General features: G+C 51.4%; 17 protein-coding genes. All 17 read left to right on the forward strand.

The window, feature by feature from the left end; genetic code table 11:
• Positions 1–16: 16 nt before the first annotated feature.
• Positions 17–1,708 carry an HD domain-containing phosphohydrolase gene (locus K1Y77_RS00520; RefSeq protein ID WP_030074278.1) on the forward strand — a complete coding sequence of 564 codons (1,692 nt, stop codon included), beginning with the start codon at positions 17–19 and terminating at the stop codon, positions 1,706–1,708.
• A 207-nt stretch (positions 1,709–1,915) separates the two neighbouring features.
• Entirely contained in the window at positions 1,916–2,332 is a 417-nt protein-coding gene (gene fliS / locus K1Y77_RS00525; RefSeq protein WP_030074277.1) for a flagellar export chaperone FliS, read from the forward strand.
• A gap of 8 nt (positions 2,333–2,340) precedes the next feature.
• Complete coding sequence (gene fliT, locus K1Y77_RS00530) at positions 2,341–2,748, forward strand: flagellar protein FliT (RefSeq protein ID WP_030074276.1); 408 nt, start codon at positions 2,341–2,343, stop codon at positions 2,746–2,748.
• Positions 2,745–3,953, forward strand: coding sequence for a flagellar hook-length control protein FliK (gene fliK / locus K1Y77_RS00535; RefSeq protein WP_030074275.1), 1,209 nt, complete (start codon positions 2,745–2,747; stop codon positions 3,951–3,953). The genes fliT and fliK overlap by 4 nt, the downstream gene beginning before the upstream one ends.
• The gene (locus tag K1Y77_RS00540) at positions 3,937–4,230 is read left to right on the forward strand and encodes an EscU/YscU/HrcU family type III secretion system export apparatus switch protein (protein ID WP_030074274.1); all 294 of its coding nucleotides are present in this window, start codon (positions 3,937–3,939) and stop codon (positions 4,228–4,230) included. Before fliK ends, K1Y77_RS00540 begins: the two co-directional genes overlap by 17 nt.
• Before the next feature lie 104 nt (positions 4,231–4,334).
• On the forward strand, positions 4,335–4,667 hold the full coding sequence (flhD, locus tag K1Y77_RS00545) for a flagellar transcriptional regulator FlhD (RefSeq protein WP_264019027.1): 333 nt from the start codon (positions 4,335–4,337) through the stop codon (positions 4,665–4,667).
• Positions 4,664–5,188 carry a flagellar transcriptional regulator FlhC gene (gene flhC / locus K1Y77_RS00550; RefSeq protein ID WP_030074272.1) on the forward strand — a complete coding sequence of 175 codons (525 nt, stop codon included), beginning with the start codon at positions 4,664–4,666 and terminating at the stop codon, positions 5,186–5,188. The genes flhD and flhC overlap by 4 nt, the downstream gene beginning before the upstream one ends.
• Before the next feature lie 225 nt (positions 5,189–5,413).
• Positions 5,414–6,283 carry a flagellar motor stator protein MotA gene (gene motA, locus K1Y77_RS00555; protein WP_030074271.1) on the forward strand — a complete coding sequence of 290 codons (870 nt, stop codon included), beginning with the start codon at positions 5,414–5,416 and terminating at the stop codon, positions 6,281–6,283.
• On the forward strand, positions 6,280–7,200 hold the full coding sequence (gene motB / locus K1Y77_RS00560; RefSeq protein ID WP_030074270.1) for a flagellar motor protein MotB: 921 nt from the start codon (positions 6,280–6,282) through the stop codon (positions 7,198–7,200). The genes motA and motB overlap by 4 nt, the downstream gene beginning before the upstream one ends.
• Positions 7,201–7,243: 43 nt before the next feature.
• On the forward strand, positions 7,244–9,334 hold the full coding sequence (cheA, locus tag K1Y77_RS00565) for a chemotaxis protein CheA (RefSeq protein WP_030074269.1): 2,091 nt from the start codon (positions 7,244–7,246) through the stop codon (positions 9,332–9,334).
• Entirely contained in the window at positions 9,331–9,831 is a 501-nt protein-coding gene (gene cheW / locus K1Y77_RS00570) for a chemotaxis protein CheW (protein ID WP_030074268.1), read from the forward strand. Before cheA ends, cheW begins: the two co-directional genes overlap by 4 nt.
• Positions 9,832–9,962: 131 nt before the next feature.
• The gene (locus K1Y77_RS00575) at positions 9,963–11,276 is read left to right on the forward strand and encodes a methyl-accepting chemotaxis protein (RefSeq protein ID WP_264429774.1); all 1,314 of its coding nucleotides are present in this window, start codon (positions 9,963–9,965) and stop codon (positions 11,274–11,276) included.
• 59 nt (positions 11,277–11,335) lie between these two features.
• Positions 11,336–13,501, forward strand: a complete 2,166-nt coding sequence (locus K1Y77_RS00580) for a methyl-accepting chemotaxis protein (protein WP_264429776.1) — start codon at positions 11,336–11,338, stop codon at positions 13,499–13,501.
• Positions 13,498–14,367, forward strand: a complete 870-nt coding sequence (locus tag K1Y77_RS00585) for a CheR family methyltransferase (protein ID WP_030074265.1) — start codon at positions 13,498–13,500, stop codon at positions 14,365–14,367. The genes K1Y77_RS00580 and K1Y77_RS00585 overlap by 4 nt, the downstream gene beginning before the upstream one ends.
• Positions 14,368–14,455: 88 nt before the next feature.
• Complete coding sequence (locus tag K1Y77_RS00590) at positions 14,456–15,517, forward strand: protein-glutamate methylesterase/protein-glutamine glutaminase (RefSeq protein WP_030074264.1); 1,062 nt, start codon at positions 14,456–14,458, stop codon at positions 15,515–15,517.
• Between the two features lie 35 nt (positions 15,518–15,552).
• Positions 15,553–17,241 carry a methyl-accepting chemotaxis protein gene (locus K1Y77_RS00595; protein WP_264429777.1) on the forward strand — a complete coding sequence of 563 codons (1,689 nt, stop codon included), beginning with the start codon at positions 15,553–15,555 and terminating at the stop codon, positions 17,239–17,241.
• A 189-nt stretch (positions 17,242–17,430) separates the two neighbouring features.
• Complete coding sequence (gene cheY, locus K1Y77_RS00600; RefSeq protein ID WP_030074262.1) at positions 17,431–17,820, forward strand: chemotaxis response regulator CheY; 390 nt, start codon at positions 17,431–17,433, stop codon at positions 17,818–17,820.
• Positions 17,821–17,855 lie beyond the last annotated feature (35 nt).

The raw sequence follows: 17,855 nt of genomic DNA on the forward strand, positions 1-17,855 counted from the left end.
GGGAAGCGAAACGAGAATGTCAGTCCGACCAGATGAATACGAAAGTGTTACCAGTCCTGCAGCAGTCAGCTCTCTTTTAACTACCTTGATTGAAGGGGGGGGCGTATCGCTTTGTTTAGCTACCGAGGACGCTCGCCCAGAGCCTATCGTGTTGATGGAGCAACACGCTGGGAAGACATTGGTGATGGACTTATCTTCAGTTGATCATCTGTTAAGCCGCTTACAGCAAGGTGAGTCGTTTTTTCTACGTGGCCAATCCCAGGGTAAGGTGGTGCGCACGCCGCTTTTATCGCTGACAGAGACTCGTCATGCGGGTGGACGCTTTTTATGCTGCAGCGATTACCCCGCCACTCTAGACGTGCTGCAACGCCGCGAATCGTTTCGCGCCGAGCTGCGGTTTGGTATGGCCGTACCAGCCTCGTTGAGCGGTGAAAGTGGCGAACATATTGTGGGGGAACTGCGAGACCTTTCCCAGGATGGCTGCCAAATAGAGCTACCGCTAACCGCCAGCGGTGTGCTTTCTGAAGCTGATAGGCCCCTTGCACTTGCTTTTACGTTTCCAGATGGCACCTATTTTGAAGTGCAAGGAGTGCCGCGCCATCAAAAAACCGATCCTGAGCGACACTTATTGCGGGTAGGTTTCCATTTCGCCAATTGCTCGTCCGAGCAAGAGCGACAAATTTGGTATTTTGTTTGTGAAATTGAGCGCGAAGCTGCCCGTTACAGCAAAGAAGCGCAAGAGGATCGTCAGCCATCGCCGCTGTTTGAACAACCAAGCAAGCGCGCGCCAGGAAATGAGCACGTGGGGCGGCGAGATATCCGTCGCTATGCCACGCCTATGGCACGGCGGTTGGTGAAAATAGCGGCTTATTTAGATGCTCAGTTGCTGCTTTTACAGCAAGGGAGCGACATTGACTCTCGCCAGCTGTCACGCAACGCAGATCGTCTTTTGCAGCTGCATGAAGAGGATCGCGAGGCATTGCTGTTTGCGACACGATGTCTATCGCCAGAGCCGCTATTAGTTCGCCATGGAATCGCGGTAGCGGTGCATTTGCTTGATTTGGTTGGTGCAAATATGCCTCGTGACGTACGTAAGGCGATCGTCGCGAGTGGTTTGGTGCATGACCTTGGTAAGGCGCTTATTCCGCAAATACTGTTTAAGGCCCCGCATTTTGAAGCTACTCATCGCCAAGCTATGAGTGAGCATGTGTCGTTGTTACTAGGCCGCTTACAGCATTGCCAGTGGCTTTCCGCTGCCGTTGCCCAAGCGGTCATAGGTGGCATTAATGAACGCTTGGACGGCAGTGGCTATCCTGATGGCTTAACCGGTAGTGACATTAACGAACTTGCCAAAGCGAGCGCAGTGGTAGATGTGGTAGAGGCAATGCGGCGCGATCGGGCAGATCGTCCTGCCAAAACAGCGCAACAAATCTATCGGCATTTACTGAGCCATCCGCATCAATTTGACCCCCGTTGGACCAAGCGCTATATCGAGCACTTCAAACCACTGCCGGTGGGGTCGCTTGCGCACTTTTCCAGTGAGCAGATGGCGTGGATTATCCGCCTTGATGCGCAGGGTGCTCCTGCTGAAGTGACGCTGACAAATCAGGCAGAGTCGCCCATGCGCGAGACATTGGGCAACACTCTGCGAGGCGATGTACTTGAACGATTAGGTAAGCCAAAACGTGAAGTGGCGGTGTCCACATAGTCGGCTAGCCTGCTCAGAAAAGACGTAAAATTTTCTGAGTGAAATATAGGTTAAATATTAAAGTCTATTAGCGAGACGCCGATATATGTTGTAACTGAGCTAATAAGCTTGTTTCTGAATGATAATAGAACAGCGCGTGTCGGCGGTTGTGGTCGCTGTTATTCGCATCAATGCTGTTATTCGCATCAATATAGGAGAGACCCGCTTATGACATACTCTCGCGGCGGCACTGTTTATGGCCGAGGTGCCAACGCCTACGCTCGCGTTGGCGTGGAAAGCGGCGTTATGTCAGCTGATCCTCATCAGCTCATCGTTATGTTGTTTGATGGTGCCCAGGCAGCCATCCGCGCGGCGCGTATTCATATGCAAGCGGGCAATACGGCTGAAAAAGGAAAGTCGATTTCCAAGGCGCTGGATATCATCAATAACGGCCTGGCAGCTGCATTAGATCAAGAAAAAGGGGGGGATATCGCAGAGCGTCTAGCGTCGCTCTATGACTATATTGCCCGCTTACTATTAGCGGCTAACCTTCGAAACGATGAAGACAGTCTCAATCAGGCAGAGCGCTTGCTTGAAGATATCGCCTCTGCATGGCGTGAAATCGGTCAACAGCAAAGTGCGTGAGGCAAAGCATGTCGGCTTCTGAAACTGCTCGTGAAAATGCCCAGCAAACGCTCATCGATGCGTACGCCAAGCTACTCACGTGTGTTAGACAAATGCACGAACTCGCCAATGCGGAGCAGTGGGCAGAGCTGATTGAGCAACGCACCCACTATGTGATGTCCGTTGAGGCGTTGCGCTCGCGTGATGCCGAAACGGTGCTTGATGAGGCGGCAAGGAAGCGCAAGGCAGAGCTGTTAGAGGGTATTCTTGAGCATGATGTGGAAATTCGCCGTCGTTTGGTGGCCAGGCGGGATGAGCTGGGAAAATTAATCAGCGTCTCTCAGCGCCAACGTAATTTACATCGTGCTTATGCGCCTCAACAAGGCGAAGTGGCGGGCTTCGACGTGCCTAGCGATCAGGAGAAGGGGTTAACGTGAGTGGCATTACGCCGCTTATTGATACGCTCATGCATCAAGTGCTTGGGCGTCAGGGCGAGCTATCCCAGCGACCGCTTAATGCTCCCGTGCAACCGGTTCCGTCAGGTGACGGCCCGCGTGCACTGCAAGGAGACTCAAGCCTTGATGGGCGACCTTTATCATCGCCCTTAGGCGATCTTAGGCGGCTACCACCATCGCTTGATGGCCAGCAGCGGCAGCCTCTTTCGGGAGATGCCTCCAATGCGCCTCCAGGTTCTACCCAAACCCATTTTAGCCCAGCTGCCCGGACCATTGCGGATGTCTTGTTACGTTTTCCCGCGCCTCCCGCCGTGATACGCCCACAAACGCCATTGATGGGGCAGCAAGAAGCGCCTTCTGCACCAGCGTTGGCAAATCGCTTAGAAGGCAGCATTCGTGATAGCGGTCTTTTTTACGAAGCTCATCTAAAACGTTGGTTTCAAGGCGACGCTTCTCGTCAGCAACTGCTGCGAGAGCCGCAAATGCAGCCAGGGCCACGCCCTATGATGTTGCCAGCCAGTGTTGCAACGTTTGCAATGCCACCTTTCGCGTCTAATGCCGCGCTGAATGCCAGCAATGCAAACGTTGCCATACTGCCGAATTCGCTGTTGCTACCTGTGGCCAGTCATCAAAATGGCGTAACGGGATCTGGCACCCCAATGCTTGCGAATACCACTCTGCCGGTAGGGGCTGCGCGTGACCTAGCGTCGGCCAGCGTTGATATGACCAGTGCACGAGCACTGGACGAGAGTGCGGTTCTGCGCGGTGGCCGCGATATTGTCCATGAAAGCTTACAGGGGCTAGTGCGCCAGCAGCTTGAGCTACTGGTGATGCCTACCATTCGTTGGGAGGGCGACGTTTGGGCGGGGATTTTTATGGCGTTAGTGGTTAACCTGCCCTCACGCGAAGGTGAACAAGAAAATGCTCAAAAGGATGCTGATGCGGAAGAGGGCTGGCGTTCGGATATGCAGCTTGATGTGCCTAATTTAGGCGCCTTCAGCGCGTCGCTAAGGCTTTATCAGTCAACACTGAGTATTGACTTAACTACGGATGATGCTTCAACCCATGCCCGCCTAGAACAAGGAATTGGGCGTTTAGAAAGCCGTCTGGCGGCGTTAGATTTTCGTAGTGTTCAGGTAAACGCCCGTCATATCACCGTGGAGAGTCATCATGGCGACGTCGGCTGATCACCGTCGCCAAGCTGTCGCGCTTGCCTACCAGAATAAGGAGCAAGCACCGCGTGTCGTGGCAAAAGGTTACGGAGAATTGGCGGAAAGAATCATGGCTGAGGCTCAACGCCAAGGAATTTATGTACACGATGCCCCTGAACTTGTGGCACTGCTGATGCAGTTAGATCTCGATGCCGAGATCCCTACCAGTTTATATCAGGTGGTGGCAGAACTGCTGGTATGGGTATTTGAGTTATCCGAAGAGGGGTTAACTCCTCGACAGGGGCGTCGGTAGCCAATACCAACGTTGTATGCAACCATGTGCTGAGAAATGTAAACAACTTTTAAGGCGTCAGTATAAAGTCATAATGAAACGCCCATGTCGTTCGATGGAACACTATGAGTCAAACAAGCTTTCTCGATGAAATTCAGGAAATTAATTTAGCGTATTTACTTCTTGCGCAGCGATTATTGGTCGAAGACCGTGAGGCGGCAATGTTTCGCCTAAAAGTAGATAGCGAGCTTGCAGATTTGCTCGTGTCTCTTAACGCTCGACAGCTGACAAAGTTGGCACGTAACAATCAGCTAATATGTCGTCTGAGCCAAACCAGTGCCCATCAGCTGCGAAAAATCACCGAAAACCCTCGGGATCAAGGGCTTTCAGGCTTACATGCGTCATTGTTGTCAGCTGGTGAGGCGTTTGAAACACTGCCTGTAGGAGAGTCAGAGTGAGCCAGAAAAGCTTGGTTGATGAAATGCACCAAGTACAGCTGGCCATAGAGCTGATTGAATTAGGTGCACGGTTACAAGTATTGGAGACAGAAACAGAGCTAAGTCGCACGCGCCTGATCAAGCTGTACAAGGAAGTACGCGGTATGTCGCCACCCAAAGGGATGCTGCCCTTCTCTGCTGACTGGTTCGTGACATGGTTGCCTAACGTACATTCGTCGCTGTTTTATAACATTTATCACAGCGTACAAAACAACACCCGTTGTGAACGTATTGATGCCTTTGTCAAAGCCTATCGCTTGTATGAAGAGCAGATAAATTTAGAAGGCGTTGAGCCGGTGTTGGGCCTAACCCGCGCATGGACGCTAGTACGATTTTTTGAAAGCGATTTACTGCAGCTTAATACGTGTACCCGCTGTGGTGGGCACTTTGTTGCCCATGCTCATAGTCCAACCCACGAGTATGTCTGTGGCATTTGTCAGCCGCCTTCGCGGGCTGGGAAGACGCGTAAAGCGCGGTGTTGAACTACAAAAATTATCTTGCCCGGTGCGGTCAGGTATATAGCCAATAAAATGCGTCTTTAACGTATAGATAGCACCAAAAGGGGTTGGTACTTTTTCATTAACACCGCCAGCGCCTGAGTAAGCTATGGCTAAGAAACGCGTGGAACCAACGCTCTGTGTTCTCTTTTTGAAACACAGGAATAGCGCTCCACTGATACAAAAACTGATATCGCAAGGATACTGCTTGTGCTGATTCCTCTGGGTTATTTGGTCGTACTGCTATCTGTCTTCGGCGGTTATGTGTTGGCAGGCGGTAGCTTAGGCCCTCTCTATCAGCCAACAGAGCTGCTTATGATTGGGGGCGCTGGCATAGGCGCATTTATTGCCGCGAACAATGGCAAAGCCATTAAGGCAACATTCAAAATCTTTCCCAGACTCAAACGCGCCAAAAAGTATAACAAAGCGTTGTATATGGAGCTGATGGCACTGCAGTACAAGCTGCTCTCTAAAATTCGCCGCGAAGGAATGTTGGGGATAGAGCGCGATATTGATAACCCCCAAGAAAGCCCGCTTTTTCAAGAGCACCCGACCGTACTTGCTGATCCGCATATTATGGACTTTTTAACTGACTATCTGCGTTTGATGGTGAGTGGCGGTATGGAGCCGATGGAAATTGACGAGCTGATGCTCCATGAAATTGAAGCCTTCGAGCAAGAGGCACATATCCCTATCGATGCCATTGCCAAAGTGGGCGATGCAATGCCTGCCTTTGGCATCGTTGCTGCCGTCATGGGGGTTATTAAAGCACTGACTTACGCTGATGCTAGTCCTGCCCAAATGGGGGAGATGATTGCCCTCGCGTTGGTCGGTACCTTCCTTGGTATTTTAATGGGATATGGTTTTATTAGCCCCGTGGCTAGCTACGCCGAGCGGCAAGCTAAAGAAGCAGAGAAGATGCTGCAGTGCATACGTGTCACCTTACTGGCTAGTTTACACGGCTATGCGCCGCAACTAGCGGTTGAATTTGGTCGCAAAGCGCTACATACCGCTGAACGGCCAAGTTTTGCAGAGTTAGAAGAGTACGTTCGTGATGCCAAAAAGAGCGGTAATGCATGAGTAAGGGGGGCGATAAACGTCCGATTATTATTCGGCGCAAAAAAGTGGTGCATGCTCACCATGGCGGTGCGTGGAAAATTGCCCTTGCTGATTTTATGACCGCTTTAATGGCACTGTTTCTAGTGATGTGGATTTTAAGTGTTTCCGACGATGAAACACGTCGTGGAGTTGCTGAGTACTTCAGCACGCCGCTCATAACGGCAATGACCAGTGGCGATCGGTCGGGCAGCACTCAAGTGATTCCGGGGGGCGGCCCAGACCCCACCCACAGCGATGGCGAACGCGCCCGCGTGGATGTGCTGCAGTATAGTCGCCCCAGCGCTCAGGAACGGCGCTTCTTTAACGATGTGCAGGCGCGCATTGAGCGTGCCATTGAGCTAGACCCAGAGCTGCGCCAGTTACGTAATCAAATGCGCTTTGATTTAACCCGCGAAGGGTTGCGTATCCAGCTATTAGATACAGAGCAGCGGCCAATGTTCGAACTTGGTAGCGATCAAGTCGCACCTTACATGCGTAATTTATTACGCACCATGGCACCGTTATTGAATGAGTTACCCAACGATCTAAGTATCAGCGGCCATACCGACAGCGTGCCTTATGCTGGTGGCTACCGCGGCTATAGCAACTGGGAACTTTCCAACGATCGGGCTAATGCTTCTCGGCGTGAATTAGTTACCGGCGGGCTTGACCCAGATCAACTGCTACGCGTATCGGGCTTTGCTGATCGTGCTAAGTTGCCTGACACTTCGCCGACTGATCCTATCAATCGGCGTATTGAGCTTGTTGTCTTGCTGCCAGAAATTGCCGAGACGATACGCAACCCAGGCATTATGAATCTTGAGAACCCATTGCCCGATGACGATGCGCCTCTAGAGGCGTTGCCACTAAGCACGCCACAGAGCGGTGAAGACGAATGAGCAGGGCTTATCACAACACTAAGACGTTTATGTGGAGCGGTGCATGGATATAGCGGACTTTTTTGACACCTTTTTTGAAGAGGCTGACGAACTGTTGGCCGATATGGAACAGCACCTGTTGGAGCTGGATGTCGATGATCCGGATAGCGAGCAACTCAATGCTATTTTCCGCGCTGCTCATTCTATTAAGGGCGGCGCGGGAACCTTTGGCTTTAGTGTGCTGCAAAAAACCACGCATATCTTTGAAAACCTGCTAGATCATGCTCGCAAAGGTGAATTGACGTTGCGAGCTGACCTCGTTGATACCTTTTTAGAGGCAAAAGACATCATGCACGAGCAACTCGATGCCTATCGCAACGAGGAAGAACCCAACCAAGAAGCCTATGAGCGTATTTGTCATACTCTGCAGCAAATTGCGCTAGAAGAAATTGGCCAGACGTTGGATGCACCTCCCGCACCGTCACCTGTGGTTGAGAAACAAGCGCCATCTGACGCTGCCACGACGGCGCCTTCCTCTGATAGTGAGCGCCACCTTAATGTTGCGCTGTTAAATGTCAGCGAAAAAGACCGGCTTTTACTGGTTGAAGAGCTTGGACAGCTGGGCGATGTACAGTCCCACTCGGGTGATGAGAAGCGCTACGATGTCATGCTGGCCGGAGAGGTCAGTGCTGATGATATCGAAGCAGTGATGTGCTTCATTATTGAGCCTGAACAAATCGAGATTAGTGTGGTGGATGCTGTTAATGACGAAAGCGCTAGTCTCAAGGCAGAGGCACCAGCGCCGTCGGCAGACACATCCAATGGCGTCGCGGAGACCCCAGCGGCGCCCGTTAAGCCTGCTAATAGCACCCCAGCCACCGCCAAGCCGGCTAAACCCGCTGCTAAAAAAGCCGTTGCAGAATCCTCCTCTATTCGCGTATCAGTCGATAAAGTTGACCAGATTATTAACTTAGTCGGTGAGCTCATTATTACTCAGTCGATGCTCGACCAAACCGTTAGCGATCTTGACGACTCGTCTGTGGGTAACAGCTCGCTACAAAATGGTATGAGCCTGCTACAGCGTAACGCACGGGATCTTCAAGAAGCGGTGATGTCAATCCGCATGATCCCCATGGAGTTTGTCTTCAGCCGTTTTCCCCGAGTTGTGCGTGACACCGCCAGTAAACTGAATAAAGAAATTGAGCTGATTACTGAAGGTAAATCTACCGAGCTGGATAAAAGCTTGGTTGAGCGCATTACTGACCCCCTCACGCACTTGGTGCGTAACAGCTTGGATCATGGCATTGAGATGCCCGACGAGCGTGAGGCGTTAGGCAAGCCACGGGTTGGCAAGCTGGTGCTCTCGGCGCGTCACCAGGGTGGCAATATTCTGATAGAAGTCCGTGATGACGGCGCTGGTATGGACCGTGACAGGCTATTGGCGAAAGCGCGTGAAAACGGTCTGAATGTGCCTGACACCGTCTCTGACGAAGAAGTTTTCCAGCTGATTTTTGCGCCTGGTTTTTCTACCGCAAAAGAAGTCACCGATGTCTCTGGCCGTGGCGTTGGCATGGATGTCGTGAAGCGTAATATCCAAGGCATGGGTGGCCGGGTTGAAATTCAGTCTAAGAAAGGTGAGGGCACTAATACACGTATTGTGTTGCCGCTGACGCTAGCCATTCTTGACGGCATGTCCATCAAAGTGGGGGGTGAGACCTTTATTTTGCCACTTTCCACCGTGCTTGAGTCGTTACAGCCTGCCGAGGGCGATATGTATGCCATGGCAGGAGACGATGTGGTGCTCAAGGTGCGCGATGAGTATCTACCGGTAATCGCTATTCATGAAGTGTTTGACGTCAAAAATGCGATCACTGATCCAACTAAAAGCATTGCCGTGATTGTTCAGGGCGAGGGGCGTCGTTACGCCATGCTGGTTGATGAGCTTGTCGGTCAGCAGCAAGTCGTCGTAAAAAACTTGGAAGACAACTATCGCAAAGTGCCTGGCGTTTCGGCGGCTACTATTTTAGGCGATGGAAGCGTGGCACTCATTTTAGACATCACAGGCTTACACCGGTTAAGCCGTGCTAAGAAAGAAGCGGGAAAAAAGGTGAATCATCCACATCTCTCTTATTACCAGGAGGCTGAGCCGTCATGAGTCAAGCAAACAATGGAGCGGTTTTAGCCGCCGCAGAGGCGGATAATCGCGAATTTTTGGTGTTCTCTTTAGGAGAAGAAGAGTACGCCATTGATATTTTAAAGGTTCAGGAAATACGTGGTTACGAAAATGTCACTCGGATTGCCAATGCGCCTGACTTTATTAAAGGAGTGACCAATCTGCGCGGTGTTATTGTGCCGATTGTTGATTTGCGTATTAAATTTAATTTGGAAAACGTTGAGTACGGTGGTCAAACGGTTGTTATTGTTGTCAATGTGGCTGACCGTGTCGTCGGTATCGTTGTCGATGGTGTTTCTGATGTGATGACGTTAACACCCGATCAGATCAAACCCGCGCCTGAGTTTGGCGTTACGCTCTCTTCTGACTTCCTGAGCGGACTAGGTAGCCTTGAAGACCGCATGTTAGTGCTAGTGGATATTGATAAATTGCTGACTAGCGAAGAGATGGCATTAGTCGACAGCACCAGTAACCGCTAACCGTTTGTCTACCCGGCACAGGGAGTGTGCCTTTTCAGCCAAAACAACAGCCATCTCTGGTGTTATGGACAACACCGGCCAACACAGCTGTATTTGGAGTAACGCGTGTGACATCGCTAATGCGTCAAATAATGAGCAATATGACCGTGCGCCTGAGCTGGGGGCTAGTATTGGCCACCTTCTCACTATTGGTGGTCGTCGCCTGTGGAATCGGGCTATATGCACTTAATCAAGGCGTTGCCATCGTACAGGCATCCAACGATCTGCAGGCGCAGCAAGTGGTATTTAGCGAGTTCGCCACCCGTGTTCGCTGGGTGTTAATTGGCGTTGTCATCATGACGGGGTTGACGGTTGCCGTGGTGATTTGGGGGGTGACGGTTAATGTTTTGCGTCCGCTGGATCGCTTAGTCGGTTATTTTGAAAAGATGGCCAAAGGCGACTTAAGTCAACACATTGTATCGCCAGGTAACAATGAAATTGGCCGGCTGTACAGCGCAATGGCACACATGCAGTCCTCATTGTCTGAGACTGTTGGAGTGGTGCGCCAAAGCGGAGCGTCAATTTTTGAGCGCTCCCAGCATATTGCCAGTGGCAATAACGATCTCTCTTCACGTACCGAACAGCAAGCTTCTTCCCTGGAAGAAACAGCGTCTAGCATGGAGCAGCTTGCCTCGACCGTAGGCCATAATGCTGATAATGCGTTGCAAGCCAGTCAGCTCGCAAATGAAGTAACGCTCACCGCAAGACGCAGTGGCGAAGAAGTGGCCAACATCATTGAAACCATGCAAGACATCAGCGCTAGCTCCCATCAGGTCGCTGACATTATTACGGTGATTGATAACATCGCTTTTCAAACTAATATTTTGGCACTTAACGCCTCAGTAGAAGCAGCCCGTGCCGGTGAGCATGGTAAAGGATTTGCCGTCGTCGCCCAGGAAGTCCGCAGTCTTGCTAGCCGAAGCGCCAATGCGGCTAAAGAGATTCGCACGCTGATTGATGCGTCGTTAGGTAAAGTAGATGCAGGTACGCAGCGGGTGAACCATGCGGGCCAAACCATGCAGGATCTTGTCGCTGCAGTGCAGCGAGTCAATGACATTATGGATGAAATCGCAGCTGCTTCTGAAGAACAAAGTAACGGTATCGGCCAAGTTAACCAAGCAGTTGCTCAGATGGACCAAGTGGTGCAGCAAAATGCTCAGCTGGTTCAGCAGGCGGCACGCAGTGCCAATGAATTAGAAAGTGAGGCAGCGCGTCTGAGAGAGGCGGTAGAGCGCTTCCAGATTGCGTCCAGCACATCACAAGACTCTAATCCACCACGAGACTTTAATGTGCCACGAGACTCTCATCCCCCTCGTGCTCTTCAACAAACAGCGGTTGTCCCAGCCATGACAACAAAGAAAATACCCGCTCGCCATGCAGCAGCAGATGAGTGGGAAGCGTTTTAAGCCTTGCGGTTTGAGCATCACCATTTCCTTGGCTTTACTACTAACAATAAGGCATGCGAATGCGTAATAACCAGCCAGTCACTCAACGCGAAGTTGAGCTTCGCAGTGACGACTTCCTTGTTTCTCGGACAGATCTTAAGGGGCGTATTACGTATGCGAACCCCGCCTTTATCCAGATCAGTGGTTTTGATTATGAAGAGCTGATGGGGGCGCCGCATAATCTGATTCGTCACCCGGATATGCCACCAGCAGCGTTCGAGAACTTATGGCAAACCGTAGAGAGCGGTGAAACATGGCGAGGGCTGGTTAAAAACCGCTGCAAAAATGGTGATCACTACTGGGTGAATGCCAGTGTGACGCCGATCATCGAAGAGGATGACGTGGTTGGCTACGCCTCCGTCAGAGTGCAGGCTTCGCGGGAGGCTATTGCACAGGCAGAACAGGTCTACGCTGACATACGTGAGGGCCGTAACAAGCTGTATTACTTAGAGAAGGGCCAACTGCGCAAAAAAGGTCTAGTACAGCGCTTAAAACGGATACGGTTTGATACCCTGCGAGCTAAGTTAACGGGCATGATTGTCGTGGCTGGTGCGCTACTGTTGCTGAGCGGTGGCCTGGGATTATATAGCCTCAATCTGGCCGGAGAGCGTCTCGCCGTGCTTAATAATGATGGCCTGCAAGACGTTATCCGCCTGCAGCAAATTGACCAAACCATCGCTCAAACCCGCCAAGCCATGATCGAGCCAGAGCGAATGGAGCTGATCAAACAGCGCTTTGAAATGGGCGAAATGGTTGCCGATAACGCAGCAGCGGTTGAGCAAGCCTGGCAGCAGTATTACTCCCGTGATGTTAACACTGACACGCTGGCGACGTCGTTCAACGAGCGGCTGCAGTCGTTTTTAGACAATGGCATGCTGCAGGCGGCCAATGTATTACAAGCGGAAGAAACGTATCTAGCGTTTACTGGCTTAGACGCTGTGATTAACGTGATGAATAACGAAGGACGTGAACTCTCTTCCCTGGTGAACCAGCTCATCGCCCAAAAGCAGGCCGCCGCTGAAGCGATGGCCGCCGATGCCGAGCAAGGTCAAGCTCGAATGCTCAATGCTCAAGCCACTGTTCTGGGCGTTGGTTTGTTAGCACTTATCTTCCTCGGGGTGATGATGCTACGTTCCATTGTCCGGCCGCTAAAAAGTGCGTCTCGCTTCACATTGCAGATAGCAGGAGGGAACTTAGCGGCGAAAGTTCCACCGCATCAACGTGATGAGGTGGGGCTACTCATGGAATCGCTGAATACGATGCGCAAAAGCTTGAGCAGTCTCATCAGCGAAGTTAAAGACGGTATCAATGTGGTCACTCCTGCGGCTAAAGAGATTGCCAGCGGCAATGAGGCTCTATCGTCGCGCACCGAACAGCAGGCCGCATCATTACAGCAAACGGCCTCCAGCATGGAAGAAATGACCACCACGGTGCGTCAAAATAGCGATAACGCTCAAGAAGCACGTCGTCTTGCCGATAACAATACTACGCAAGTGACGCAGACTGGGGAGCTCATGGCGCAGTTAGTTGAGAATATGCAACGGATTACGCAAAGCTCACAACAAATGACGGATATCATTAACGTCATTGACTCGATTGCTTTCCAAACCAATATTCTGGCACTTAATGCCTCAGTAGAAGCTGCCAGAGCGGGCGAGCATGGCCGTGGCTTTGCAGTAGTGGCTGATGAAGTGCGTAAGTTGGCGGGCCGCAGTGCTAATGCGTCGCAAGAGATTCGCGGGCTGATTGATGGCTCTAACAAAGAAGTCAATGCCGGTGCTGGACTAGTTAAAAAAGCCGAAAAAGCCATTGGTGAAGTTGCCGAAGCGGCGCGCAGCGTTACACAGATTATGCACGATATTTCGTCAGCATCTGAGGAGCAGAGTCATGGTATTGCGGAAGTAAACCAAGCCGTTACCGAAATGGATCAAGCAACACAACAAAACGCCTTACGTGTTCAGGAAACGGCACGCGCCGCCGTGGCATTAGAACAACAGGCCGGTTTACTGGCTCTCTCTGTCGAAGCCTTCCGCTTAAATAACCGGTGTGAACAGGGCGAGTTGAAACCAATATCTGCTGCTGTTCGCAGTATTAATGCAGTTCAACCTATTGAACGCCCGAACAAAGCATCTTCGTTGTCAACCACGCGGCAGCTGGCCTCAGCAGAGGAGTGGGAAGAATTTTGACAGACCATCGCGAGCGAGGAGTTGACGCCGGTCAGTGGACATCGGGAGGTATTGAGCGCGACCTAGTGCTAACGGATGCCGACTTTGCGCGGATAAGAGAGCTTATTTATCTGCGCGCTGGCATCGTGCTGGCTGAGCATAAGCGTGAAATGGTCTATAGCCGTTTAGCAAAGCGGTTGCGCCATTACGGCATCACTAGGTTTACCGACTATTTGACGCGCTTAGAGCGTCAGCCTGACGCTAAAGAGTGGGAAGCATTTACTAACGCGCTAACCACTAACCTCACCGCTTTTTTTCGTGAGGCGCACCACTTCCCCCTATTAGCTGAGCATATTAAGCAGCAGCAAACACCTGTCACCATATGGTGTTCGGCAGCATCTACCGGGGAGGAGCCGTACTCAATTGCGATGACGCTCTTAGAAACGCTAGGGCCAAAAGCTGCACAGGCGAAGGTGATTGCCACCGATATTGATACCGACGCGCTTAGCAAAGCGCGCGCGGGCATTTATCCGCTTGAGCAAGTGCGCAAGTTAGACGAAGTGCGGGTAAAACGATTTTTTCAGAAAGGCACCGGCGGCCATGCGGGCTTGGCGCGCATCCGGCCGGAAGTGTCGTCGTTGGTAGAGTTTTTACCGCTTAACCTGCTGGCGCCGCAGTGGCCGGTAAAAGGTCCCTTTGATGCCGTTTTTTGCCGCAACATCATGATCTATTTCGATAAAGATACCCAGGCAAAGATCTTAAAACGGTTTGCTCCGTTGATGAAGCCGGACGCGTTACTGTTTGCCGGCCATTCGGAAAACTTTTCGTATATCAGTGATGCATTCAAGCTGCGTGGGCAGACGGTTTACACCCTCGCTAAAAGATAAATCGGTTACGTGCGTTTACTCCTTTTTGGCAATCGCCTTATCGGAGTGGGTTGGCACACAGGTGGCTACCGTATAAAGGAGGCGTGCTTTGAACGCAGCCAAAATCAAAGTGTTGTGCGTCGATGACTCGGCGCTGATTCGAGACTTGTTGACTGAGATAATCAACTCACAGCCAGACATGGAAGTCGTCGCCGTGGCGCCTGACCCCATTGCAGCTAGAGATTTAATCAAGCAGCACAATCCTGATGTACTGACACTTGACGTGGAAATGCCACGGATGGATGGGCTTGATTTCCTTGAGCGACTAATGCGACTCCGCCCTATGCCAGTGCTCATGGTGTCATCGCTAACCCAAAGTGGCTCAGAAATTACGCTGCGTGCCTTAGAGCTAGGAGCGTTGGATTTTGTCGCCAAGCCAAGCTTGGGTATTCGTAATGGCATGATGGAATATGCGGCTGAAATTACCGATAAACTGCGTGCGGCTGCCCGCTCGCGTCCACGCCAAGCCCGTCACAAAAATGCGCCACCGCCCACGCAGCTGAAAGCTCCTATGGTCTCCAGTGAGAAGCTCATTATTATCGGCGCTTCTACCGGCGGTACCGAGGCGATTCGTTCGGTTCTTGAGCCGCTTCCTGCGAATGCGCCTGCCATTTTGATTACTCAGCACATGCCCGGAGGCTTTACGCGCTCCTTTGCTGAGCGGCTGGATAGGCTGTGCCGTATTAGCGTAAAAGAAGCCACCGATGGCGAGCGGGTCTTACCAGGCCATGCCTATATTGCACCGGGTGACCAACATCTTGAGCTTGTACGTAGCGGTGCTAACTACGTGGCGCGCCTTAATGATGGCCCACCGGTGAATCGTCATCGCCCCTCTGTGGATGTGTTATTCCGTTCTGCCGCAAAACATGCAGGGAAAAATGCCATTGGGGTGATTTTGACCGGGATGGGGAAAGACGGCGCAACAGGACTGTTAGAAATGCGTCAAGCGGGAGCTGCCACCATTGCCCAAAACGAAGAAAGCTGTGTGGTATTTGGCATGCCAAGAGAAGCCATCGCAGTAGGGGGAGCGGTAGATGTGGTTGCTTTAGAGGATATTCCATCGCGCTTGATGGCCTTAATTGCCGCTTCAGGGCGTGCTCAGCGGGTATAACCACCCCATTACGATTATTATAAGGGGCACAAAAAATGACACGCTCACTGCGTCAGATCAATATTCATTCCGCGGTTATCGTCGCGCTTGCTTGCTTTGTCATCCTAATCCTGGTGTTAGCCAGTATTAGCTTCCTGTCAGATCGCAATGCTCAGGCTAATTTGTCAACCTATAGCCTCATCAGTAATGGTCAGCTCAACGAAATTAATCGCGCAGACTCGTTGCTCAACCAGGCGATGCTGGCCATGGAAACAGCATCTAACTTTTTAATGGTCGGTCAAACACGTCAATCCAATGCCCAGGTCGATATTGCTCTGGATCGAATTGAGCGCGCCGAAGAGCGTTTTGAGAGCTTTGTTGCAACTCCTCGGACTGACCAGGGTGAAGCCCTAGGCAATACCTTAGAGACAGACTTCCGTGAGGTTATTGGCTTAGTTAAACAGCAGCATGCAACGTTCGAAACAATGGACATTAATACTTTTAACCGGCTTAGAGGAGAGCTGGTTGAACCACTCAGCAAGTTGTCCAATAGTGTTACCGCCTTCGTGCAGTATGGGTTTCAACGTGTAGAAAGCATTCGTAGCGAAGCCGAGATCCAAGGCAATAGGTTTATGCTAATCAACGTGTTTGCCGTCACCATCGCGCTTTTGGTGACGCTGATAATTTACGTTGCTTTACGCCGCACGGTCATCGCACCACTAAACGACGCGGTAAGACGTCTAGACAAAATTTCCCAGGCCGATTTAACGGAGCCTGTCCCCGCCTCAGGCAATAATGAAGTCGGTCGGTTGTTTGCAGCAATGGGCACGATGCAGCAAAACCTGACGGCGATTGTGACCCGGGTGCGTGAAGGTAGCAGTGAAATTCATCACGGTACTCAGGAGATCGCGAGAGGCAACGCAGACTTGTCTGCGCGCACAGAACAGCAGGCCGCGTCGATTGAAGAAACGGCTGCCAGCATGGAGCAGATGACGGCAACGGTTAAGCAGAATGCCGATAATGCCCGCCAGGCAAGCACCTTGGCAGCAGATGCTTCCACCACTGCTGAGCAAGGCGGGCAAGTGGTAGAGCAAGTAGTGAACACCATGCACGGTATTTCTACCAGTTCCCAGAAGGTCGCCGATATTACCAGTGTCATTGACTCTATTGCTTTTCAAACCAATATCTTAGCACTTAATGCCTCTGTAGAAGCGGCGCGTGCCGGAGAGCAAGGGCGTGGTTTTGCCGTCGTAGCCGGCGAGGTACGCAACCTTGCTAGCCGCAGTGCAGATGCTGCTAAAGAGATTAAAACGCTGATTGAGGCCTCTGTTTCCCAAATCAAGCAAGGCTCTACGCTGGTAGAACAAGCGGGTACCACGATGGTTGATGTGGTGACTGCCGTTCGTCGAGTGACCGATATTATGGATGAAATTTCCGCTGCATCTCAGGAACAAAGCGACGGCATCACGCAGGTAAGCCAAGCCGTGGGGCAGATGGATGAAACAACTCAGCAGAATGCCTCATTAGTGCAAGAAGCCACTGCCGCAGCGATGTCGCTTGAGGAGCAGGCAAACAAGCTAGAAGAGGCGGTGGCTGTCTTTGCTTTGTTGACTGACCATGGTGAACCACAGCGCCAAGCGCTGCCACCCAGCCCTCAACAATCACGTGAGCCGACAGCTAAGCACGTGGCTACGCCGCGCCGCACGCCTGAACCTGCCGATCACGACGCTTGGGAAGCGTTTTAATGGGACAACACCGATAGTAGCTTAAATCGATAGTTTAATTAGTTAATTAGCAGGCGGTTTTTGGTTTGGTTTTAAAGCTGTTTTATGAATGTTGTGGATGTTGTTTATAAACGTTGCTTTGACGACTGGCTTAAAACAGCCTGTTTTAAGAATGATTGTGACGACATACTTTGAACGAGAGGATGACCGATGGCCGACAAGAATATGAGTTTTTTAGTAGTTGACGACTTTCCCACCATGCGTCGGATTGTTCGTAGCTTGCTAAAAGAGCTAGGTTTTACCAATGTCGATGAAGCGGAAGATGGCCAAGATGCCTTAAATAAGCTGCGCGCTGGAAACTTCGAGTTCGTCGTATCTGATTGGAATATGCCCAATCTAGACGGCTTAGAAATGCTTAAAGAAATTCGTCAAGATGAGGCGTTAAAAGGCTTGCCAGTATTAATGGTGACCGCAGAAGCCAAGAAAGAGAACATCATCGCGGCTGCCCAAGCGGGTGCTAACGGCTACGTCGTAAAACCATTTACTGCTGCCACACTCGAAGAGAAGCTAAACAAAATTTTCGAGAAAATGGGTAAATGACGCGGCAGCGCCTGAGTACTCGGTTAACGAGGAGA

This window comes from Halomonas qaidamensis (genome assembly GCF_025917315.1).
GTDB lineage: Bacteria > Pseudomonadota > Gammaproteobacteria > Pseudomonadales > Halomonadaceae > Vreelandella > Vreelandella qaidamensis.

Coding starts and splice junctions, on each gene's coding strand:
- K1Y77_RS00520 (WP_030074278.1), top strand. CDS start 17: ATGTCAGTCCGACCAGATGAATACGAAAGTGTTACCAGTCCTGCAGCA.
- fliS (WP_030074277.1), top strand. CDS start 1,916: ATGACATACTCTCGCGGCGGCACTGTTTATGGCCGAGGTGCCAACGCC.
- fliT (WP_030074276.1), top strand. CDS start 2,341: ATGTCGGCTTCTGAAACTGCTCGTGAAAATGCCCAGCAAACGCTCATC.
- K1Y77_RS00540 (WP_030074274.1), top strand. CDS start 3,937: ATGGCGACGTCGGCTGATCACCGTCGCCAAGCTGTCGCGCTTGCCTAC.
- flhD (WP_264019027.1), top strand. CDS start 4,335: ATGAGTCAAACAAGCTTTCTCGATGAAATTCAGGAAATTAATTTAGCG.
- motB (WP_030074270.1), top strand. CDS start 6,280: ATGAGTAAGGGGGGCGATAAACGTCCGATTATTATTCGGCGCAAAAAA.
- cheA (WP_030074269.1), top strand. CDS start 7,244: ATGGATATAGCGGACTTTTTTGACACCTTTTTTGAAGAGGCTGACGAA.
- cheW (WP_030074268.1), top strand. CDS start 9,331: ATGAGTCAAGCAAACAATGGAGCGGTTTTAGCCGCCGCAGAGGCGGAT.
- K1Y77_RS00575 (WP_264429774.1), top strand. CDS start 9,963: ATGAGCAATATGACCGTGCGCCTGAGCTGGGGGCTAGTATTGGCCACC.
- K1Y77_RS00580 (WP_264429776.1), top strand. CDS start 11,336: ATGCGTAATAACCAGCCAGTCACTCAACGCGAAGTTGAGCTTCGCAGT.
- K1Y77_RS00595 (WP_264429777.1), top strand. CDS start 15,553: ATGACACGCTCACTGCGTCAGATCAATATTCATTCCGCGGTTATCGTC.
- cheY (WP_030074262.1), top strand. CDS start 17,431: ATGGCCGACAAGAATATGAGTTTTTTAGTAGTTGACGACTTTCCCACC.